This window comes from Nocardia terpenica (assembly GCF_013186535.1).
Lineage (GTDB): Bacteria > Actinomycetota > Actinomycetes > Mycobacteriales > Mycobacteriaceae > Nocardia > Nocardia terpenica.
Genome location: NZ_JABMCZ010000003.1, coordinates 424,842 through 444,713, shown reverse-complemented (window position 1 = coordinate 444,713; position 19,872 = coordinate 424,842). Strand labels below are relative to the sequence as shown.

Sequence of the window (19,872 nt, the reverse complement as noted above, 5' to 3'; positions counted from 1 at the left end):
TCGGCATTAATTGGGCTGTGTCAGCGAGGCCGGACGCTCGACGCGGGCGCACCTGCGCCTCCGGCGGCGCTGTTTTCCTCATCGGCGCGAGCAGACGATGCACCGACCACACGCAACGCACGCACCGGCGCGATGGCGACGTGATCGAGCTCAACAGGCGTCGGATCGGCGGCAGCCAGCTCAGCGGCACGACGCACGCACGCAGCGGCATTGGCGACATAAACGGCAGCCATCCGGACATGCGCAGCGGCACGGCGCTCCAGCCAGACACACATACCCACCGCCAGGATGGCGACAACTATCAACACGACGCTCACGGCAACGCCACCGCCCAACTCGTCAGTGACCACCCCACCGCAATACCGGCCAGGATCGGCACCGACGACGACGCGACAAGCCCGAGCAGTTCCCACGCCTCACACTCGATATGCGAGACGCGCTGGTGCGGAATGCGCTGCGGCAGGGGCAGACTCACACGGTGAGTGCTCACCGCTCGGCCTCGTTAGCGTCGAGCTCAAGCAAGACTGCGGCACAGAAGATTTCGGTTACGAAGAGGGCGTTCATGCGGCTTCGCCCGCCTCAGTACGTGCGGCACGCTCACGATTGATTCGCTCGTACATGCGCATGTCACGAATGACGCTGTCGATCCACTCCGGCGGGAAGTGCTTACGCTGCTCGTCGATCCACGCCTGCATCTCGGGCGTACGGCACGGCCGATCGTCTGGCGCGCTCACGACACAATCTCCATCGCTTTGTCGGTGAGCTCGTCCAAGCCGATGTCCAGCACTCGGGCGATGCGTACCAGTTCGGGCACGCGGAACGAGGTCCGTGCCCCCATCCGGCGCGTCCAACTGGTCGAGGAGATGCCAACGTGACGAGCTACCGCCGACTGCGTTTCACCGGCCCGCCGGATCGCGCGCCGTACCGCGTCGGCGGTGGCGACATTGAGAGGATCCATACCGCCACCGTAAACCCCTTTCGGTCCTCTTTCAACCTAGTACAGTTCTGTTCAGTCCACTTCCGGTCACTGCCGAGATACCCCGGGACGTGGCGGGATGTGACGGGATGTGATCAACACACAGCAAGATCGAGTTGCGTCAGACCCTGTTCGGTCCCCAGAATGGACCGTATGGACACCACTGGAACGAGTCCGAGCCATGCGGCGGCGGACTTCGAGGCCGAGACCGCCCAGGTCAACAAGGCCGTCGGTATCGAACTGCGCGTCCTGCGCACCAGGCGGGGATGGAATCAGGAACAGCTCGCCGAGGCCATCGGCGTGGACAAGAAGACAATCGGCCGCCTCGAACGCGGCGACCGATCGATGACGATGGGCCAGATGTACCGGATCTGCAAGGCGTTCGGGATCAAGCCGAGTCAGCTAGTCGGCAGCGTCGAGCGCGAAATCGGCATCCAGTAGCGCGCCTGGATCCAGTCCGCGCCTGCGCGCTTCGACGATCACACACGCCACCGAGACCGACCTTCCGGCGGCTCGCAGATCTCGTAACGCCGCCTCGGATACCTGCGCGTCTGTCACTCCCATGTCCTCTCCCTGCATGAGCGCCGCCGGGGCCACCACCCCCCGGTGAGGGGCCCGTGTGACGGATATCTGCTAGCGAACTTCGGTAAAAAACAGACCCCCAGGGTATTGCCCCATATGGGGCAACGCAAGGCATCTGGAGTACCCAACGCTCCGCTGGCAAAACCCCCTAACGACCCCCTAATACCGTGGTATGGCGGAACGAACCCGGCTGTGCTGTGCCCGTGACTCTTCCGGCACCAGTTTCACGAACGAAACAAGTAGCCTCAGCGAATGGCAGAGCTCAACGCCGCGGTGGCGTACGTGATCAAACGCCTGCGGCTCGAGGCCGGGCTCACCGCCGAGGACGTCTACCTAGCAACCGGCCTGTCCCGCAACGCGTACAACCGACTCGAATGGGACGAGCGAACCTGCAACATCGAACAATTACACGCCATCGCCAGCATCTACGGCCTGCGGGCCTCCGACCTGCTGCACGAGGCCGAAGACTTGGTGAAACAAGGCGCGGTACCCGAACTGCCACCCAACATCACCGCACTGCGCAAGGCACTCGGTCTCGGCACCTGAGCCTCTTTCCAGCCGCCGTGAGACAAACCGGTCCCCCTTGTCGGTCACCCTCTCTACACTGCGGAAATGTTGCTCGCCGTACTCGTCGTCATCGCGATTGCCCTGGTCCGCCTACGCTTTTGGCGTCTCGACCCGTGCACCCGACCATTGACTGTCGGAATGCTCGCCCTCGCAATCGCATCCGTGATTTTCGTCCCCTCCATCGGCCGATGGCTCGACACCACCGGCATCGCCGGTGCGAGCCCGCGCATCATCGTGCAGCATCTGCTCGCCGTCGCCGGGTTCTACCAATTCGGAAAACTCGCGCTGACCTTCACCTCCCGCGATCCGGCCACCGATCCGCGTTATCGCTCCCGGCTCCTCATGTGGCGCGCCGGGCTGCTCCTGGCCGCCGTCGGCATGATCATCACCTACCGGCTCGGACCCGAATACCGCACGCACGCAGAAGAATTCACATTATCCAACCCGCTGAGCATCGCCCACGACTGGCTGACGCTCGCCGTCTGGGGCTCCGCGTTCGTCCTGCTCGCCGTCTCCGCAGCCGCCAAACTCACCCAACCCGGCCCCGACCTGCGAGCAAGCATGCTCGGCCTGCTCGGCATGGGGACGGTCGGCGCGATCTACGTCGCCACCATGGCCGTACTGCTCGTGACACAGCCCGCCTACGTCCACCACCACTACCATGCCCTCGCCGTCAGCGGCGGCATCCCCGCCATGCTCGTACTCGCTTTTGCCGCCACCCCCGGACTCATCGCCGCATGGAGCCGACACAGCAATCCACGCAGATAGCTACGCCGCCAACACCGATGCGTTGGCTGGGCGCACCTCGACGCAGATGTCTGACACCTTCCGGTTCCAACGCATGATCGTGACCGACAGATGACGCCGGATGATATCGCGCCTCTGCTCCAGCTCCAGCGCTTTCCAGCGCCGCCGAGCATCTGGGCCAACCAAGTCCAGCAGCAGAGGATCCACTGAAGCGGTTCTTGCATTAAGCCGCTCCTGAGTCGCCGTGATCTGGGCCTCAATCTGCTCGACGTACACGGCAACAGCCTGCGCCGACATCCGGGTTTTCGCTGCGTCGACCACGAACTGATCCCGCTCGGCAGTAAGGCGATCGATCGTGGCGAGTTCCTCGTCGACCGACACCCTGTCCGCCTCGTCGCGCGCTGTCAGCTTCGCAAGAGCGTCGGGGCGTTCCAGTTCCGAGAAGAGAAACTCCTCAACATGATCATCGACACGCTCTAGGTTCCGGGTGACGCCGTGACACACAGTGCAGGTGTAGCGGTCCGCTCCGCGCTTCGTGCTCTGCTTCTCGTTCTTCAATCTGCCTTTGCGCTCAATCGTCCCCGGATGCTTGCGCTCCTCCAGACACACGCCGCACTTCGCAATATGAGACAACAGGTATTTCGGCTCCACACCGCGGTGCGTCGCGGGCCGACTCAACAGCCCCACTATCGGACGGTACAGCTCGGGATTCAGGACCGGCTCCCATTTGCCTGTCCCGACCACCTCGCCATAGTGCACGCGAAAGCCGTAAGTCGTTGGGCTGGTGAGTATCCGCCGGATATCGCAGAGGTCAAACCGGCCGCCCCCCGCTTCTTTCCAACGCGGCGCGATCGACCGGCTCACGGACCGACTCGATTCATGATCTAGTAGTCGTCGCGCCGCTTCCTGCAGCAACGGTGCCTGCAGTGGGTGCGGCACTCGGTCCACCACCTTACCGCTACGCGGATCCCGCACCAGTTGATAGCCCGGCGCCACTCGACCATGTGGCTTGTTCTCGCTCAGGTTCGCAGCCATCGCTCGCAGGACGCGCTTACGTGTCTTCCCGACCTGTTTCGCACCATCGAGGATGTCCTGCCACACCCGATTGCGGTCGTCGTCGTCGTTGACGTCATAGAGCCGACCCTCGTAATACAACAGAACGCCGCGCTCGGCCATGAGGTCACAAAACGAGCCGAATTCGCGCATGTCGCGGGTGATTCGGGACGGCTCCCACACCAGTAGCACATCACCTGCCCGGAGGATGCTCGGCAGCTTCTTGAAGTCCTCGCGCTCCCGCCTGGAGTGCCGCGACGCGCCACGATCGTTGTCTTTGAGCACATCCCCAATCGGCCAGCCTTCGTCATCGCAATCATCAGTGCAGGAAACGATCTGCTCGTCACACGACCGTGCGCGAGTGCTGTCGTCCTTGGACACCCGGGCGTAGATGATCGCCCGCAGAATCGCCCCATGTGAGCGCCGTTCACGTGCTGTCATGCACACACTATAGGGGTCCGGGTATTGACATGTAAGCGAGGTGACACGCACCGGCACGGCGGTGCGGACCGCGCGGTTCATGGCCGGGCGGACGTTGGCGCTGGTCGAGTACCCGGCCGACGGCGGCCCGCTGCCCGGCGAGTGATCCGGAGGTTGCCAGCGGCTCGCGCCCGGCGCATTCTCGAAGGAGGCAGGACAACCATCAGCGGAGGGAGACCCGATGACCGACCGCATCGATGCCGTTCCGGAAGCCGATTTCGTGGAGCAGAGCGTTCCGGCCTACCCGGACATTCTCGACGAGGACGCCGAACCGGAGCTGCCGGCCGACGCGGGCGAGCGCGACGCCACCGAGGCGGACGTGATCGAGCAGGCCATTCCCGTACCGCTCGAGGACGATTACACGGACGAGGCCGCCGACTACTGACCGATCCCGGCCCGCACCGCCGCGTGCAACTCGCGCAGGCCGGACCGTTCGGTCGCGACCTCGAGCACCCGGATGCCCTGATCGCGGCAGCGTAGCTCGGCGGCCAGCTCGCCCGGATCGACCTGCCGATGCGGAATCCGGTAGGCCGCGCACAGCGCGGCCAGATCCATGCCGTGCGGCGTGCCGAAGACCCGCTCGAACACGCCCGCGTACTGCGGGTCGCCCTGCTCGAGCAGTTCGAAGATGCCACCGCCGTCGTCGTTGGCGACCACGATGGTCAGATCCGCGGGCCGCGGCTCGCCCGGGCCGATGAGCAGCCCGGACGCGTCGTGCAGAAACGTCAGGTCGCCGATCAGCGCGATGGTGCGGCCCGGATGGCTCAGCGCCGCCCCCACCGCGGTGGACACCGTGCCGTCGATACCCGCCACGCCGCGATTGGACAGCACCTTCACGCCGGGCTTCGGGTGGGCGACCAGCGCGGCGTCGCGCACCGGATTCGACGCGCCCAGCAGCAGCTGGTCACCCTCGTGCAGCGCGTCCATCACCACGGCCGCCACGTGCAGGCCCGTCGGCTTGGGATGCTGGGTCAGTTCGTCGCGAACCACGCTGTGCGCCTTGGCATTCACCTCGCGGCAGTGGGTCAGCCACTCCGGCCGCGGCGCGCCCGAGACGATGGCGCGGGTGCCGGTGCCGACCACATTGCCCGACACGTCGGGCCAGCGCGGGCCGGTGGTCAGCGCGAAGACGGTCACGTCCGGATCGGACAGCACCTTCGACACCTGCCGGTGCAGGGTGGGGCGACCGGTGATGATGGCCTGCCGCGGCCGCAGCAGCGACAGCGCCAGCGGATGCAGCGCCGGGCCGTGCATCGGGGCGGTCGGCTCGGCGACGGTCGGCAGGTCCGCCAGCTCCGGGCGGTGGCCCGCGCCATGCCCGGACACCACCACCGTGTCCGGGGACAGGTCGATCTCGAGCGGTACGTCCAGCGTCGCGTACTGCGTTGCGGTCCAAGGCTTTTCGCCGGAGCGGCCGTCCGGTGCGCACTCACCCGGGACGGCGTCGGGCACCAGCGGCTCGCGCAGCGGAATATCGAAGTGCACCGGACCGGCATTGCCCGAGCGGGTGCCGCGCGCGGCCGCCAGCACCCGGCACACCGCCGCGCGCCACACGCTGTTCTGCCGCCGATACCCGTCCTCGCGTTCGGCCAGGCCGAGGCTGATCGCGGCCCGCACCTGGCTGCCGAACAGGCCGAACTGCTCCACGGTCTGATTCGCGCCGCTGCCCAGCATCTCGTAGGGCCGGTTCGCGCTCAGCACGATCAGCGGCTGCCGCGCGTAATTGGCCTCCAGCACCGCCGGGCCCAGGTTCGCGACCGCGGTCCCGGACGTCATCACCACCGGCACCGGGCGGCCGCTCGAGACGGCGAGACCGATGGCGAGGAATCCGGCGGTGCGCTCGTCGACGCGCAGGTGCAGCCGTATCCGGCCCGCGGCATCGGCGGCCTCCAGGGCGAAGGCCAGCGGCGCGTTCCGAGAGCCAGGACACAGCACCACATCTCGCACACCCCCGCGCGCCAATTCGTCGACGACGACCTGCGCCTGTGCTGTAGAAGGGTTCACGCCCCCAGACTGTCAGACCGCACGGCCCCGGAGGGAGTCGGGCCGCTCACAGCGGGTCGCCTAACTTAGGTTTTGCTAACCTAATAGATATGGCCAAGCGCACCAAATACGTCAAGCCCGGGGAACGGCAGATCCTCACCGCCGAGGTGGTCGGGAGCAAGCGGATCAGTCCGAATTTCACCCGCGTCACGATCGGCGGCGCCGGTCTGGCCGGATTCACGCCGATGGGATTCGATCAGTGGTTCCGGCTGTTCCTGCCGGGCCGCAACGGGCTGCGGCTGCCCTCGGCGGCCAGCAACCTCTGGTACGCGCAGTATCTGATGATGGGCAAGGAGCAGCGGCCGGTGGTGCGCAACTACACGGTGCGCGGCTGGCGCGACGCGGGACGGGGCGAATTCGGCGAAACGGCCGAGCTGGACATCGATTTCGCGCTGCACGGGGAGGACACCCCGGCGTGCGGATGGGCCTGCGGCTGCGCCGTCGGCGACCCGGTGGGGCTGCTCGACGAGGGCATCATGTACCAAGCGCCGCAGCACGGTTCGTGGTCGCTGCTGGTGGGCGACGAGAGCGCGCTACCGGCCATCGCGGGCGTGCTGCGCTCGGCCCCGCGCGAGCTGCGCGGCGCGGCGTACCTCGAGATCGCCCACCCGGACGACGCCCAGGACCTCGGCGAACCCGAAGGCGTGCAGGTGAATTGGCTGCCACGCACCGACCCGCAGACGGAGGTCGGCGGCCCGGCGCTGGAGGCCGTGCGGGCCGCGTCCCTGCCGGGATCGGGCGTTTACGCCTTCATTGCGGGCGAGCAGAAACTGGCCTCGAGCCTGCGCCGCCACCTGGCGAACGAGCGCGGAATCCCCAAGGCCGACATAACTTTCACGGGTTACTGGCGGGTCGGGCGCGCCCAGGGCAGCTGACTCGCCCGAATCGTCCGTTCCCTCGGTGGGTCTCGGCGGGTGCCGTCGCCCGCCGAGACCGCGCCTACCGTGTTTTACCCAGCGTGGCGCTGGACCAGGTCACCCAGTCGCGGGAGGGCCTCGGTCACATGCTTTTTGGCCGAGGAGCGCAGCGACGAGTAGACCTTCTTCAGCGCCGGACGCGAGGACGCCTCGGCCCGCGCGTCGGTGACCGCGAGCAGCGCCTCGGCGACCTGGTCCTGCTTGGCGACCAGCAGGTCGCCGAAGCTGCCCGCGCCCGCGCTCTGGTACTCGGCCCAGAAGGGGTCGAGAGCGTCCACGAACTTCGGGGCGAACGAGGCCAGCGCGTCCTCGACGATGGTCGGGCTGACCTTCTTGATCGCGGCGTAACCGCCCTTCACGGCCAGACCGGACGCACCGCCCTTGTCCGACACCTCGGCGTCCAGAACCTTCTGGGCGTCGGCGAGGAAAGCCGGGCGCTTGGCGTCATCGAGCAGGGATTCAGACAGTGCTGCAACCACTTTCAGGTTCCTCCGGATAGTTTTTCGATGAGCGAGCCCACGCAACTATACGCACCGGACGAACCAGGCACACGATGCCGACCCACTACGGCTGCCAGGGCAGCAGTTGCACCATGAGCCCTTCACAATCGGCCAGGATCGTTTCGGATTCGTCTCGCAGCCTTGCGCTTACGAAAGTCTTGCGGCCCTCGACCCGATCGATGCTGCCCTCGACCTCGAGCGGAGTGGTCAGCGGAGTCACCTTGCGGTAGTTGACATGCAGAAACGCGGTGCGGCTGATCGGACGTCCGGCATAGTGCACGAGCGAGCCGAACAGATCGTCGAACAGCAGCGGCAGCACACCGCCGTGCACCGCCCCGTTGCCGCCGAGATGAAAACGCCGGAACTCGCCGCGCATTCGCACACCCTCCGGTCCCGCCGCCACCGTCTGCCAGGGCGGCATGAGCAGACTGCCCCGGCCCGGCAGCCGCGGCGCCCGCCCGGCCGGGCCGACCCGTTCCGGCGCGCGATACGGCTCGAGCAGGTCGATCAGCTCCCGCGCCCGCGTCAGCGCCTGCCCGTAGACCTCGTCCGGGCAGTCCACCGCCACCGCCAGATCCTGCAGCGTGCGCATGGCCTCGACGAACGGCCCGAACCGCGGCCCCGGCTCGGCCTCCACGACCCGCGGGAAACCCCCGTGCGTGTCGTAGCGATCCTCGTCGACCGCGCCATGGTCGATAACGGGTTCCACCTGCTCACTCATACCTGCACGGTAGCGAGGGTTCTTACGGCGTCAAATCAAACCGGGGAGTAGGAATCACTCGCAGGCGTGTGCCACAACGCTCGCAGCCCGAACGGGTTTGCGGTCGGCTCGTCGTTTCGGGGTCGCTGCGTAGGCGACGAAGGAGCAAGCAGCGGCCCCGAAACGACGAGCCTCAGGGACCGCAAACCCCGCCGCGACGAAGGAGCGGCAAGATGACACAGTGACCTTCAATGCGAAACTCTGGGAACCTGTTGCCGGGTTCGAGGATCTGACCGACATCACCTATCACCGGCATATCGAGCAGGGCACCGTGCGGGTGGCGTTCGATCGGCCGGAGGTCCGCAATGCCTTCCGGCCGCACACCGTGGACGAGCTGTATCGCGCGCTCGACCATGCCCGCATGACCCCCGATGTGGGTGCGGTGCTGCTCACCGGCAATGGGCCCAGTCCCAAGGACGGCGGCTGGGCGTTCTGCTCCGGTGGTGATCAGCGCATCCGCGGGCGCAGCGGGTACCAGTACGCCAGCGGCGAGACCGCCGACACCGTCGACAAGGCCCGGGCGGGGCGGTTGCACATTCTCGAGGTGCAGCGGCTGATCCGGTTCATGCCGAAGGTCGTGATCGCGTTGGTGAACGGGTGGGCCGCGGGCGGCGGGCACAGCCTGCATGTTGTGTGCGATCTCACACTCGCCAGCCGCGAGCATGCCCGTTTCAAGCAGACCGACGCGGATGTGGGCAGCTTCGACGCCGGGTACGGCAGCGCGTATCTGGCCAAGCTGGTGGGCCAGAAGTTCGCCCGCGAGATCTTCTTCCTCGGCCGCCCCTACTCCGCCGAGGAGATGCACCGAATGGGCGCGGTCAACGCCGTCGTCGACCACGACCGGCTCGAGGACGAGGCCCTGGAGTGGACCGCCGAGATCCTGGGCAAATCCCCACAGGCGCAACGCATGCTGAAGTACGCCTTCAACCTCACCGACGACGGCCTGGTCGGCCAGCAGCTCTTCGCGGGCGAGGCCACCCGACTGGCATACATGACCGACGAGGCCGTCGAGGGCCGCGACGCATTCCTCCAGAAACGCACCCCCGACTGGTCCCCCTACCCCTGGTACTTCTGATTCCGGCCGAGAGCCCGGCACCGCAACTCACCGTCGGCCCCGGCGTGCCTCGCAACTCACCGTCGGCCCCGGCGTGCTTAGCAACTCACCGTCGGCCCCGGCGTGCTTAGCAACTCACCGTCGGCCCCGGCGTGCTTAGCAACTCACCGTCGGCCCCGGCGTGCTTTTGGCCGGGGCCTCTAGGCTCGCGGTGTGGACATATTGGCCAGCCGGATCATTGTGCGACCGGCGAACTACGAGCGAACGGTGGCGTTCTATCGGGACGGCTTGGGGCTGGCGATCGCGCGGGAGTATCCCGGCGGCACCGTGTTCTTCGCGGGGCAGTCGCTGGTCGAGGTCGCCGGGCACGGGCGTCGGGAGGATGCGCCGACCGATTTCGCGGGCGCGCTGTGGCTGCAGGTCCGCAGCGCGTCCGATGCCGCGGCCGAGCTCGCGCTGCGCGGGGTCGCGATCGATCGGCCGCCGGTGCGTGAGCGCTGGGGGCTGATCGAGATGTGGGTGCGCGATCCGGACGGCGTACCCATCGTGCTGGTGGAGGTGCCCGCCGAACACCCCATGCGCCGGGACACTCGAAACCTGGACTGACGGGCGGTAATCGGCAAACCCACAGCGTCGCGAAACCGCACTACCATCCCGGTTATCAGGCCCGACAGCAACCTGGCAACAGCCTTAACGGATCGATAACGCACACTGATGTCGTGACCGCCGAACTAATCGTTCTGCTCATCGTTGTCTTCACCGCACTAGTTTTCGACTTCACCAATGGCTTCCACGACACCGCCAACGCGATGGCGACCTCCATCGCCACCGGCGCGCTCGGACCGCGGACCGCGGTCGTGCTGTCGGGCGGGCTCAATCTCGTCGGCGCGTTTCTCAGCGTCGAGGTCGCGGCCACCGTCGCCGAGGGAATCGTCCGGCTGAACGAGGTCAGCGGGCCGGCGCTGCTCGAGATCGTGTTCGCCGGTCTGGTCGGCGGCATCCTCTGGAATCTGTTGACCTGGCTGTTCGGCCTGCCGTCCAGCTCCTCGCACGCGCTGTTCGGCGGCCTGATCGGCGCCACCATCGCGGGGCTGGGCTGGCACGGGGTGATCTGGTCGGCGGGCAAGCAGGGCGTGCTGACCAAGATCGTGGTGCCCGCGGTGCTGGCGCCGGTGGTGGCCGCGCTGGTCGCCGCGGTCGGCACCTGGCTGGTCTACCGCCTCACCCGCGGCAGCGAGGAGAAGGTGGTGACCCGCGGTTTCCGCTGGGGGCAGGTCGGTTCGGCCTCGCTGGTCTCGCTCGCGCACGGCACCAACGACGCGCAGAAGACCATGGGGATCATCTTCCTGGCGCTGATCGCCTACGGCTCGGCCAAGCCGTCGGACGCGCTGCCGCTGTGGGTGATCGTGGCCTGCGCGGTGGCCATCGCGGCCGGTACCTCGCTGGGTGGCTGGCGGATCATCCGCACGCTGGGCAAGGGGCTGGTCGACATCACCCCGCCGCAGGGCCTGGCCGCCGAATCCACCAGTGCCGCGATCATTCTCACCTCGGCGCACTTCGGCCTCCCGCTGTCGACCACGCAGACGGTGACCGGCGCCATCCTCGGCACCGGCCTGGGCCGTCCCGGCGCGGAGGTCCGCTGGACGGTCCTGGGCCGCATGGTGGTCGCCTGGGTCCTCACCCTCCCCCTGGCCGGACTCGCGGGCGCGACCTGCTGGGCCGTGGCCCACGGCATCGGCGGCACCCCCGGCGTCCTGGTGGTCTTCGCCACCCTCCTACTCCTCTCCGCCCTGATGTACCTCCGCTCCCGCCGCACCCCGGTCCACGCCGCCAACGTCAACGACGACTGGTCCGAGCAAGCCGCGGAGCCCACCCTCGACGCCCACACACCACCGCCCGGGAACACCGCTGCCGCAAGGCATGCCGTGAACGGCATGGCGGTGCCGGACGCAAGCGGCAGGGCCACGCCCGGCACAAATGCCGCCACGAGGCGCAACGCCAGCGACAGCGCCGCGCACGGTTCGAGTACCACCGCACCCGGGGGTGTCGGCGGCGACGCGGCCGACGGCACGAACAGCGCTGCGGCCGACGGAATGAACGGCGCAGCGGTCGGCCGCACGAACGCCGCGGTGACCGGCAGCACGAACGGCGGTGCAGGGCATGGCATGAACAGCAACGCGGGACACGGCATGAACAGCAACGCGGGACACAGCACGAACAGCAACGCAGGACACAGCACGAACAACAACGCAGGACACAGCACGAACAACAACGCAGGACACAGCACGAACAACAACGCAGGACACAGCACGAACAACAGCGCGGGGCGCGGCACGAACGGGGGCGTGGTGCTGGGCGTGAACGGTGGGGTGGGGCGGGGGGTTGCGTCCGGTCCGGACGGTGGTGTGGTGCGGGGGATCGGGTAGGAGGCGCGGAGTGCAGACGTTGTTGATGGATTTGCGGGAGTTGTGGCGGGTCACGGTGGCGGCGCTGGTGTTCGGGGCCGGGCTGCCCGCGATTTTCGCGCTGGGGGTGCGGTTCCAGTCGCGCAGCGGGATCGGGAGTGCGGGCGGCGGGGCCGTGAGTGTGGCCCGGCGGCGGGCGGCGGCCGCGGGCGCGGTGATCTGCTACGCGGCGGTGGCGGCGACCGTGGTGGCGGGAGTGTTGTTCGTGGCCAAGGCATTTCTGGCGGCCCGGCTCGGCATCCATCTGTTCGGCGCGGGCTGAGCCGGGAAGGATGTGCATGTGAGCGTCGAACATCCGCTGAGCAAGGTGCTCGGCTGGCTGAAAGCCGGATATCCGCAAGGCATTCCGCAGTCCGACTATGTCGCCCTGCTGGCGGTGCTGCATCGCCGCCTGACCGATTTCGAGGTGCGCTCGATCGTCGCCGAGCTGGTGCGCGAACGCGCCGGTGGCGACCGGATCGACCGCGACGAGATCGAGGCGGCGATCTCCCGGGTTGCCAAGGAGCAGCCCGGCGAGGACGATATCGCTCGAGTGGCTTCCCGGCTCGCGGCCGGTGGCTGGCCGCTGGCGACACCGACGTCCGACTGATCCCTGACCCCGAGCAGCCGAAGGGAGCACGGACCCGTTCGCGGGTCGTCGGCCCTGACATGACACGATCGCCAACGTGAGCACCACCCTGCGGACCCTCCCCATGCCCACCGGAGCCGCGGTGGGTGACGTTATGCCGCATTTACGGGACGCCCTGGACGGCAGCGGTCCGGCCTGGCTCCCGGTGCCGACCGGTGACCGCCGCGAATCCCACCGGCTGTCCAACGCGCTGCGCCCCGGCGAGCCGATCGAGGACGACGTGGCGCTGGTCGTCACCACCTCGGGAACCACCGGCGTGCCCAAGGGCACCATGCTGAGCTCCGCCGCCCTGCGCGCCAGCGGCGACGCCACCCACGCCCGGCTCGGCGGCCCGGGGCAGTGGCTGCTGGCCCTGCCGACCCACCACATCGCCGGTATCCAGGTGCTGCTGCGCAGCATCCTGTCCGGCAGCGAGCCGGTGGTGCTCGACGTTACCGACGGCTTCCTGCCGGGCGGGCTGGCGACCGCGGTGTCGGGCATGACCGGCCCGCGCCGCTACACCTCGCTGGTGCCCACCCAGCTGATCAAGGCCCTGGACGAACCCGCGGCCGCGGAGGCGCTGGCGGACCTGGACGCGGTGCTGGTCGGTGGCGCGGCCACCCCGAGGCCGGTGCTGGAACGCGCGCACGCGGCCGGGATCAACGTGGTCCGCACCTACGGCATGAGCGAGACCTGCGGCGGCTGCGTGTACGACGGCGTGCCGCTGGACGGCGCCCTGGTCCGCATCGAGGACGGCCGGGTGCTGCTGGGCGGCGCCATGCTCGCCAAGGGCTACCGCGGCCTGCCCGATCATCCGGCCTTCGTCGAGCCCGGCTGGTTCCGCACCGAGGACGCGGGCACCTACGAGGACGGCGTGCTCACCGTGACCGGCCGCCTGGACGAGGCCATCTCCACCGGCGGCCTGCTGGTGATCCCGCAGGTGGTCGAGGCCGTGCTCGCCACCCACCCGGCGATCAGCGAGTGCGTGGTGCTGGGCCTGCCCGACGAGCGCCTCGGCCAGCGCGTCGCGGTCGCCGTGGTCCCCACCCCCGGCTCCGTCCCCACCCTCGACGAGCTCCGCGAACACGTCATCGCCGACCTCGACCCCATCGCCGCCCCCCGCGAACTCGCCGTCGTCGACGAGATCCCGATGCGCGGCCCGGGCAAGCCCGACCGCATGAAACTGCGCGAGCACCTGCTGGCCGACACCACGCATTAGCCCCGCCCCTGGTCCCGGCGTGCTTTTGGCCGGGACCTTGCGTGAGGTCCCGGCCAAGAGCACGCCGGGACCATGAGTGCTCGACGTCTTGTGTGTGGACGCAATAGGGATGCAAGGGGCGTGCAAGGCGGGCGTTTCACCGTAGGGGCATGAATTCTCATGCACCTGCCGATGCACCCGCCATCGAGGCGGACGGGCTGGTCAAGGTCTTCGGGGAGCAGCGGGCCGTGGACGGGGTCAGCCTGGCGGTGCCGCAGGGCGCGGTGTACGGCGTGCTCGGGCCCAACGGAGCCGGGAAGACCACCACCATCCGCATGCTGGCCACCCTGCTGCGCCCGGACGGGGGCAGCGCCCGCGTCTTCGGCCGCGACGTGGTGGCCGAACCCACCGCGGTGCGGTCGCTGATCGGCGTCACCGGGCAGTACGCCTCGGTCGACGAAAAGCTCACCGCCACCGAGAATCTGGTGATCTTCTCCCGCCTGCTCGGCCTGAGCCGCGCCGAGGCCCGGCGCAAGGCGGGCGAGCTGCTGGAGGAGTTCGGGCTGACCGAGGCCGCCGACAAGGCGCTGGAGAACTTCTCCGGCGGCATGCGGCGGCGACTCGACCTGGCCGCCAGCCTGATCGCCACCCCGCCGCTGCTGTTCCTGGACGAGCCGACCACCGGCCTGGACCCGCGCACCCGCGCCCAGATGTGGGAGACCATCCGCCGCCTGGTCCGCGAGGGCGCGACCGTGCTGCTCACCACGCAGTACCTGGACGAGGCCGATCAGCTCGCCGACCGGATCGCGGTGATCGACCGCGGCAAGGTCATCGCCGACGGCACCTCCGACGAGCTCAAGCGCTCGGTCGGCCTGTCGGCGCTGCACCTCACCCTCGCCGATCCGGCCCGGCTGGAGCAGGCGTGCTCGCTGATCGGCGAGTTCCTCTCGCGCGCCGCGGGACGGCTCGTCGAGGCCGGTATCACCCCCGAGGCGGGCCGCATCACCGCGCCGCTGAGCGACCCGAGCGTCACCACCGATCTGCTGATCCGGTTGCGCGACCACGACATTCACGTCGACGAGATCACCGTCAGCAAGCCCAGCCTGGACGAGGTGTTCTTCGCCCTGACCGGGCACGGCGCCGAATCCGAGCACACCGACACCGAAAGGAGCGCGGCATGACCACGACCATGACCGCCCCCACCGCGGGACGCCATGCGGCCCGCGCCGCGATTCCCGACGCCCGCAATCACATCGGATTCCGCCAGACCGTGGCGAATTCGCTGACGATGGCCTACCGCGGCATCCTCAAGATCAAGCACAATCCGGAGCAGCTGTTCGACGTCACGATCCAGCCGATCCTGTTCACGGCGCTGTTCGCCTACATCTTCGGCGGGAAGATCGGCGGCAGCGTGCACGACTATCTGCCCATCCTGATTCCGGGCATCCTGGTGCAGACCGTGGTGATGACCTCGGTCGTGACCGGCACCCAGTTGCGCGAGGATATGGACAAGGGCGTCTTCGACCGGTTCAAATCCCTTCCCATCGCCCGCATTTCGGCGCTGTCGGGCGCGCTGATCGCCGATATGGTGCGCTACGGCATCGCCACCGCGCTCACCGTCGTGATGGGGCTGATCCTGGGCTATCGGCCCGCGGGCGGCGTGATCGGCGTGCTGGTCGCCGGTGCGGTGGTGGTGTTCTGCTCGTTCGCGGTCAGCTGGATCTGGGCGCTGGTCGGCGTCACCGGCAAGAGCGCGCCCGCGGTGCAGGGCGTCTCGATGATGATCATGTTCCCGCTGACCTTCATGTCCGGCGCCTTCGTCCCGGTGAACACGATGCCGGGCTGGCTACAGGGCCTGAACAAGGTCAACCCGGTCTACTACATGGTCGACACCTGCCGAGAACTGATGAACCACAACCTCTTCACCAGCAAACTGGTGTGGTCGCTGATCGGGTCCGTTGTGGTGATCGTGATTTTCGCGCCGCTGACCGTGCGGGCGTATATGCGGCGGGCGTGATCCCGGCCAAAAGCATGCCGGGAACATGGAGAAGGCACGCCGGGAACATGAGGAAGGCACCCCGGGAACATGAGGAAGGCACCCCGGGAACATGAGGAAGGCACCCCGGAGACATGAGGAAGGCACGCCGGAGACATGAGGAAGGCACGCCGGAGACATGAGGAAGGCACGCCGGGAACATGGGGAAGGCACGCTGGAGACATGAGGAAGGCATGTCGGGAACATGGGGAAGGCGTACCGGGGGCGTGGGGAAGGCATGCCGGGAACATGGGGGCGAAAATGTACCGGGATGACGAGGGGTGCGGGTGCCCGCCGATCGGAGACCGGTTGGCGGGCATGCTCATTCGCACATTCGGGTGTTTATCTCGGCGAGGAGGGTCATGATGCGGTCTGCGCAGCGGCGGCGGCCGAGGCTGGCCACCGAGCGCCGCGCGGCGGCCAGTTCCTCCTCGCCGAGCGTGGCGCGATGCAGGTCCAGGTGCCGCGACAGCCGCATCGACGGGATGTCCTGCCGGGCGACGGTGCGTTCGGCCAGCACCAGCAGTTCCCGGGCGATCTCCGGATCCTGTTCTCGCGCGGCGAGATACGAGCCGATGGCGGCGGCCACCATGCCGATCTGCGGCAGATCCCAGAACTGGACCAGGCGCCCGAGCGCCACCGTCATGATCTGGCAGGGCAGGTCGGGCACCGCGTCCAGGCGGCCGTACAGGATGTGCTGGTCGAGCACCCCGCACGCGCCCATGATGTCGCCCGGACCGGGGCCGGGATGGTCGGTGGGCCACGCCAGCAGGGCGAGGGTGTCGCGCCCGCGCCGCAGCCCGACCTCGACATCCCCTCGGGCGAAGGCCAATTCGGCCCACCCCGCCTGCACGGCGGCCCGCCGATGATTGGGCCGCAGCACCGGGTCGTCGGGTGCGGCGCCGCCGTCGACGAAACGACCCGCGAACTCCAATTCGCGCTGTGCCCGGTCGTACTCGCCCGCACCGATCAGCGACCAGGCCAGGAAGCTGCGGGTCTCGACGCTCTCGTCGTGGGCGCGCAACAGAAGCTGGGCCTCCACGGCACGGCGGTAGTACTCGGTCGACTCCGCGTAGCGAGCGGTCTGCGACGCCAGCTGCCCCAGGTGCTGGCACAGCATCGCGGTGCCCCAGACGTGCTCGAAGACCGGCATCTCCATGGCGCGCAACGAATCACGCAGCGAGCCACGGACATCGCCCATATTCTCCCGCAGATTGGCTCGCACCAGCAGCGACACCGCGCGGACGAGATTGTCCGGCGACCGCGTGCCCGCGGTGAGTTTGCGGGCGCCCCTGATGAAATCGGGTTCGGTGCACACCATCTCGGCGGCGAAGCGGGCGATGGGCGTCAGGACGACACCCGACCGCAGCAACCGGCGGGCCCGCACGCGCACCGCGGCGATCTCCCGGTGCACGTCGCCGGAGTAGAACAGGTGCATACACATGATCACGCAGGACAGCACCTGCAGCTCGGCGTCGATCGTGTCGGGCCGCGGAACCGGTTGCGGCACAGCGAGAATCCTCGGCAGCCAGCTCACCAGCTCCGCATGCGCCCCGCGGACCATCCACAGCGCGGCGACGATCGGAAAGACGGTGTAGACCGTCCGGCCGTCGCCGCGATCGATGGCGTACCGCAGCGCGGCCAGCAGATTGTCGAGCTCGGTCCCGACCGACAGCACCACGCGGACCTGTTCGTCGGTCGGGTACCGCCCCGCGGCATCGAGGGCGAAATCCCTGGCCCACAGCGCCATTCGGGCCATGACCGCGTCGGCCTCCGCGGCGGCGGCGAGCCGTTCCTCCCCGAATTCCCGCACGGTCTCCAGCATTCGGTAGCGGACCGCCCCGGCGTCGTCGTCCTCGAGGACGGTCAGCATGGACTGGCTCACCAGCCCGTCGACGGCCGCGTCCACCTCACCGACCTCCGGGCCACCCGCCACGACTTCGGCTGCGGCGAGGGTGAATCCGGCCGGGAACCGGCACAGCCTGCGCAGGGCGATGCGCTGCGGCTCGTCGAGCAGGTTCCAGCTCCACTCGATCACCGCGTGCAGGGTGCGGTGTCGTTCCGGGGAGCTGCGATCGCCGCTGCGCAGCAGGGCGAATCGGTGTTCGAGGCGGGTCTCGATCTCCTCCACGCTCATGGTCCGCACCCGCGCGGCGGCCAGTTCGATGGCCAGCGGCAGGCCGTCCAGGGTGCGGCACAGCCGCGCCACCACCTCCGGATCCAGCCGGACCGACGGGCGCACCGCGCGGGCCCGGGCCACGAACAGCTCGGTCGCCGGTGAGCCGTGCGCGTCGATGGCCAAGGGCGGCAACGGGTAGACGGTCTCGGCGGTGATGGCCAACGGGGATCGGCTGGTGGTGAGCACGGTCAGCTGATCGCAGGCGCCGACCAGATCGGCGACCACGTCCGCGACCGCGTCGACGAGGTGCTCGCAGTTGTCCAGGATCAGCAGAATCGGCCTGGTGTTCAACGCGTCTCGCAGTCGGCGGCGGGAGTCCAGCGCCCGGTTGCGGCGCACCGCGGCATTGTCGCGGCCGATCTCCCCGACGCCGAGGGTAGCGCTGATCGCCGCCTCGATATCCGCGCGGGTGCCGTCGATATCGTCGGGATCGGCTCGCAGCGAGGCCAATTCGACCAGCACCACGGCTCGTTCCGTCGCCGCGCGCGCACCCAGCTCGTTGGCCACCCGTGTCTTACCGGTGCCGCCGGGTCCGAGCACGGTGGTGACGCGGGCGGTGCGCACCGAACCGGTGAGCGCGGCCAGATCGGCCTCCCTGCCCAGCAGGGGATTCGGGGCCGCGCGCAGGCCGACGGCGCTCGATGTCGCATGCGCGGAATCTTCGAATTCCTTTGCAGGCGCGGGCTTTTGGATAGGCTCCGATCGAGCGGGCCGCTCGGTACCCACGGGAGCCGCGGACCGCCCATCCACCGTCATCGGTTCCCCGCGCAGGATCGCGAGATTCAGCGCCGTCAGCGCCGGGCCCGGGTCGGTGCCGAGTTCGGCGGCCAGCCGCCCGCGCAGCGCGGCGAACACGTCCAGCGCCTCGGTGCCGCGCCCGGACGCGGCCAGCAGCCGCATGAGCACGCCGTGCGCGGGCTCGTCGAACGGGCGGCCCGCGACGATGCGCCGCGCGATCGCCACCGCGCCGTCCAGATCACCGGCCGCCTCCCGGGCGGCCGATTCCAGCTCGTCGAGCGCGTGCCAGCGGGTGGCGGCGAGATCGGCCAGTTCCGCGGCGACCGGTCCGGGCGGCAGATCCGCCCCCGGCTCGCCCCGCCACAGCCCGCGCGCCCGCGTGACCAACTCCACACAGCCGCGATGATCCCCCGCGGCATGCAGCTCCCGGGCCTGCCGCTCCAGCCGCCGTGCCAGCGTGAGATCGACCTCGTCCTCCCGCAGTGCCAGCCGATACCCGGCGGGCCCGATCTCCAACGCCCCCTCCGGCAGCGCCGCGCGCAATCGCGACACCTGTGTGTGCAGCGCATTCATCGGCGCCCGCGGCGGCTGCTCGCCCCACACGTCATCGATGAGCGACTGCGCGCTCCGGCTCCGCCCCGGGTGCGCCGCCAGCGCCGCCACCAGCAATCGCGCCCGCGCTCCCGGCAGGGCGACCAGCTCGCCGCCGCGGCCGACCGCGATCACCCCCAGCAGACCCACACGCACGGCCTCGTGTCCCGCAGGGCCGACCGCCTTCCCGGATTCGGCCACCGCCCCGTCCCCCGCAGAATCAATCACGGCCTCGCCCCCGAAGATTCGATCGCATCCCGACCACCCGCACGGCCACATAGCTCACGTCCCCGGGCGTCGGCGCAACCGCGCGCGGGCTGCGGCGCGGCGCTGCGGGAACCGCTGTGATCAGGAAACATGCTGTCGCAATCGTAGATGGG

At 68.8% G+C, this 19,872-nt stretch carries 22 protein-coding genes and 1 pseudogene; 14 read left to right on the top strand and 9 right to left on the bottom strand.

Annotated features, from left to right (window positions below):
* Nucleotides 1-20: 20 nt before the first annotated feature.
* The 4 genes from HPY32_RS23605 to HPY32_RS23590 all read right to left on the bottom strand — a co-directional run bounded on the left by HPY32_RS23605 (nt 21) and on the right by HPY32_RS23590 (nt 958).
* Nucleotides 21-317, bottom strand: coding sequence for a hypothetical protein (locus HPY32_RS23605; RefSeq protein ID WP_156674717.1), 297 nt, complete (start codon nt 315-317; stop codon nt 21-23).
* Nucleotides 314-490, bottom strand: coding sequence for a hypothetical protein (locus HPY32_RS23600; protein ID WP_156674718.1), 177 nt, complete (start codon nt 488-490; stop codon nt 314-316). Before HPY32_RS23600 ends, HPY32_RS23605 begins: the two co-directional genes overlap by 4 nt.
* A 70-nt stretch (nt 491-560) precedes the next feature.
* Nucleotides 561-734 carry a hypothetical protein gene (locus tag HPY32_RS23595; RefSeq protein ID WP_156674719.1) on the bottom strand — a complete coding sequence of 58 codons (174 nt, stop codon included), beginning with the start codon at nt 732-734 and terminating at the stop codon, nt 561-563.
* Entirely contained in the window at nt 731-958 is a 228-nt protein-coding gene (locus HPY32_RS23590; protein ID WP_067594384.1) for a helix-turn-helix domain-containing protein, read from the bottom strand. Before HPY32_RS23590 ends, HPY32_RS23595 begins: the two co-directional genes overlap by 4 nt.
* A 171-nt stretch (nt 959-1,129) precedes the next feature.
* On the opposite strand from HPY32_RS23590, the gene HPY32_RS23585 reads away from it, so the two are divergent.
* From HPY32_RS23585 to HPY32_RS23575, 3 genes are all read left to right on the top strand, one after another.
* Complete coding sequence (locus HPY32_RS23585; RefSeq protein ID WP_171983031.1) at nt 1,130-1,417, top strand: helix-turn-helix transcriptional regulator; 288 nt, start codon at nt 1,130-1,132, stop codon at nt 1,415-1,417.
* A 393-nt stretch (nt 1,418-1,810) separates the two neighbouring features.
* Entirely contained in the window at nt 1,811-2,104 is a 294-nt protein-coding gene (locus HPY32_RS23580; protein ID WP_067594387.1) for a helix-turn-helix domain-containing protein, read from the top strand.
* 66 nt (nt 2,105-2,170) lie between these two features.
* Nucleotides 2,171-2,893 carry a hypothetical protein gene (locus HPY32_RS23575; protein ID WP_156674720.1) on the top strand — a complete coding sequence of 241 codons (723 nt, stop codon included), beginning with the start codon at nt 2,171-2,173 and terminating at the stop codon, nt 2,891-2,893.
* Here HPY32_RS23575 and HPY32_RS23570 read toward each other — a convergent pair whose 3' ends face one another.
* Complete coding sequence (locus HPY32_RS23570; protein ID WP_082871750.1) at nt 2,894-4,366, bottom strand: recombinase family protein; 1,473 nt, start codon at nt 4,364-4,366, stop codon at nt 2,894-2,896.
* A gap of 40 nt (nt 4,367-4,406) precedes the next feature.
* On the opposite strand from HPY32_RS23570, the gene HPY32_RS46945 reads away from it, so the two are divergent.
* Both HPY32_RS46945 and HPY32_RS23565 read left to right on the top strand, forming a co-directional pair.
* The gene (locus tag HPY32_RS46945; RefSeq protein WP_507236501.1) at nt 4,407-4,511 is read left to right on the top strand and encodes a DUF8836 family protein; all 105 of its coding nucleotides are present in this window, start codon (nt 4,407-4,409) and stop codon (nt 4,509-4,511) included.
* A 75-nt stretch (nt 4,512-4,586) separates the two neighbouring features.
* A complete protein-coding gene (locus tag HPY32_RS23565; RefSeq protein ID WP_067594396.1) occupies nt 4,587-4,790 on the top strand; it encodes an Rv3202a family protein in 204 nt (67 codons plus the stop codon).
* Here the strand turns inward: HPY32_RS23565 and menD are convergent.
* Complete coding sequence (gene menD, locus HPY32_RS23560; RefSeq protein WP_067594399.1) at nt 4,784-6,409, bottom strand: 2-succinyl-5-enolpyruvyl-6-hydroxy-3-cyclohexene-1-carboxylic-acid synthase; 1,626 nt, start codon at nt 6,407-6,409, stop codon at nt 4,784-4,786. The genes HPY32_RS23565 and menD overlap by 7 nt on opposite strands.
* Nucleotides 6,410-6,498: 89 nt before the next feature.
* Between menD and HPY32_RS23555 the strand changes: the two genes are divergently transcribed.
* Nucleotides 6,499-7,323: a siderophore-interacting protein gene (locus HPY32_RS23555; protein WP_067594402.1), complete on the top strand. Its 825-nt coding sequence runs from the start codon at nt 6,499-6,501 to the stop codon at nt 7,321-7,323.
* A gap of 74 nt (nt 7,324-7,397) precedes the next feature.
* Here the strand turns inward: HPY32_RS23555 and HPY32_RS23550 are convergent, their stop codons facing one another.
* Complete coding sequence (locus tag HPY32_RS23550) at nt 7,398-7,844, bottom strand: DUF6918 family protein (protein ID WP_067594405.1); 447 nt, start codon at nt 7,842-7,844, stop codon at nt 7,398-7,400.
* Between the two features lie 85 nt (nt 7,845-7,929).
* A complete protein-coding gene (locus tag HPY32_RS23545) occupies nt 7,930-8,586 on the bottom strand; it encodes a PaaI family thioesterase (protein ID WP_067594408.1) in 657 nt (218 codons plus the stop codon).
* 220 nt (nt 8,587-8,806) lie between these two features.
* Between HPY32_RS23545 and HPY32_RS23540 the strand changes: the two genes are divergently transcribed.
* The 8 genes and pseudogenes from HPY32_RS23540 (at nt 8,807) to HPY32_RS23505 (ending at nt 15,966) form a co-directional block, all read left to right on the top strand.
* Nucleotides 8,807-9,700: a 1,4-dihydroxy-2-naphthoyl-CoA synthase gene (locus HPY32_RS23540; RefSeq protein ID WP_067594411.1), complete on the top strand. Its 894-nt coding sequence runs from the start codon at nt 8,807-8,809 to the stop codon at nt 9,698-9,700.
* A 192-nt stretch (nt 9,701-9,892) separates the two neighbouring features.
* On the top strand, nt 9,893-10,285 hold the full coding sequence (locus HPY32_RS23535) for a VOC family protein (protein WP_067594413.1): 393 nt from the start codon (nt 9,893-9,895) through the stop codon (nt 10,283-10,285).
* 113 nt (nt 10,286-10,398) lie between these two features.
* Nucleotides 10,399-11,577, top strand: a pseudogene (locus tag HPY32_RS23530) (inorganic phosphate transporter); the annotation flags it as partial.
* 538 nt (nt 11,578-12,115) lie between these two features.
* Nucleotides 12,116-12,406, top strand: coding sequence for a hypothetical protein (locus HPY32_RS23525; protein WP_171983030.1), 291 nt, complete (start codon nt 12,116-12,118; stop codon nt 12,404-12,406).
* 18 nt (nt 12,407-12,424) lie between these two features.
* Nucleotides 12,425-12,733 carry a DUF3349 domain-containing protein gene (locus tag HPY32_RS23520; protein ID WP_067596229.1) on the top strand — a complete coding sequence of 103 codons (309 nt, stop codon included), beginning with the start codon at nt 12,425-12,427 and terminating at the stop codon, nt 12,731-12,733.
* Between the two features lie 103 nt (nt 12,734-12,836).
* Nucleotides 12,837-13,970, top strand: a complete 1,134-nt coding sequence (gene menE, locus HPY32_RS23515) for an o-succinylbenzoate--CoA ligase (protein WP_067594419.1) — start codon at nt 12,837-12,839, stop codon at nt 13,968-13,970.
* Between the two features lie 149 nt (nt 13,971-14,119).
* Entirely contained in the window at nt 14,120-15,130 is a 1,011-nt protein-coding gene (locus HPY32_RS23510; protein ID WP_067594423.1) for an ATP-binding cassette domain-containing protein, read from the top strand.
* The gene (locus HPY32_RS23505) at nt 15,127-15,966 is read left to right on the top strand and encodes an ABC transporter permease (RefSeq protein ID WP_067594426.1); all 840 of its coding nucleotides are present in this window, start codon (nt 15,127-15,129) and stop codon (nt 15,964-15,966) included. Before HPY32_RS23510 ends, HPY32_RS23505 begins: the two co-directional genes overlap by 4 nt.
* 340 nt (nt 15,967-16,306) lie before the next feature.
* Here the strand turns inward: HPY32_RS23505 and HPY32_RS23500 are convergent, their stop codons facing one another.
* Nucleotides 16,307-19,720, bottom strand: coding sequence for an AfsR/SARP family transcriptional regulator (locus HPY32_RS23500; RefSeq protein ID WP_231951891.1), 3,414 nt, complete (start codon nt 19,718-19,720; stop codon nt 16,307-16,309).
* Nucleotides 19,721-19,872: the final 152 nt, after the last annotated feature.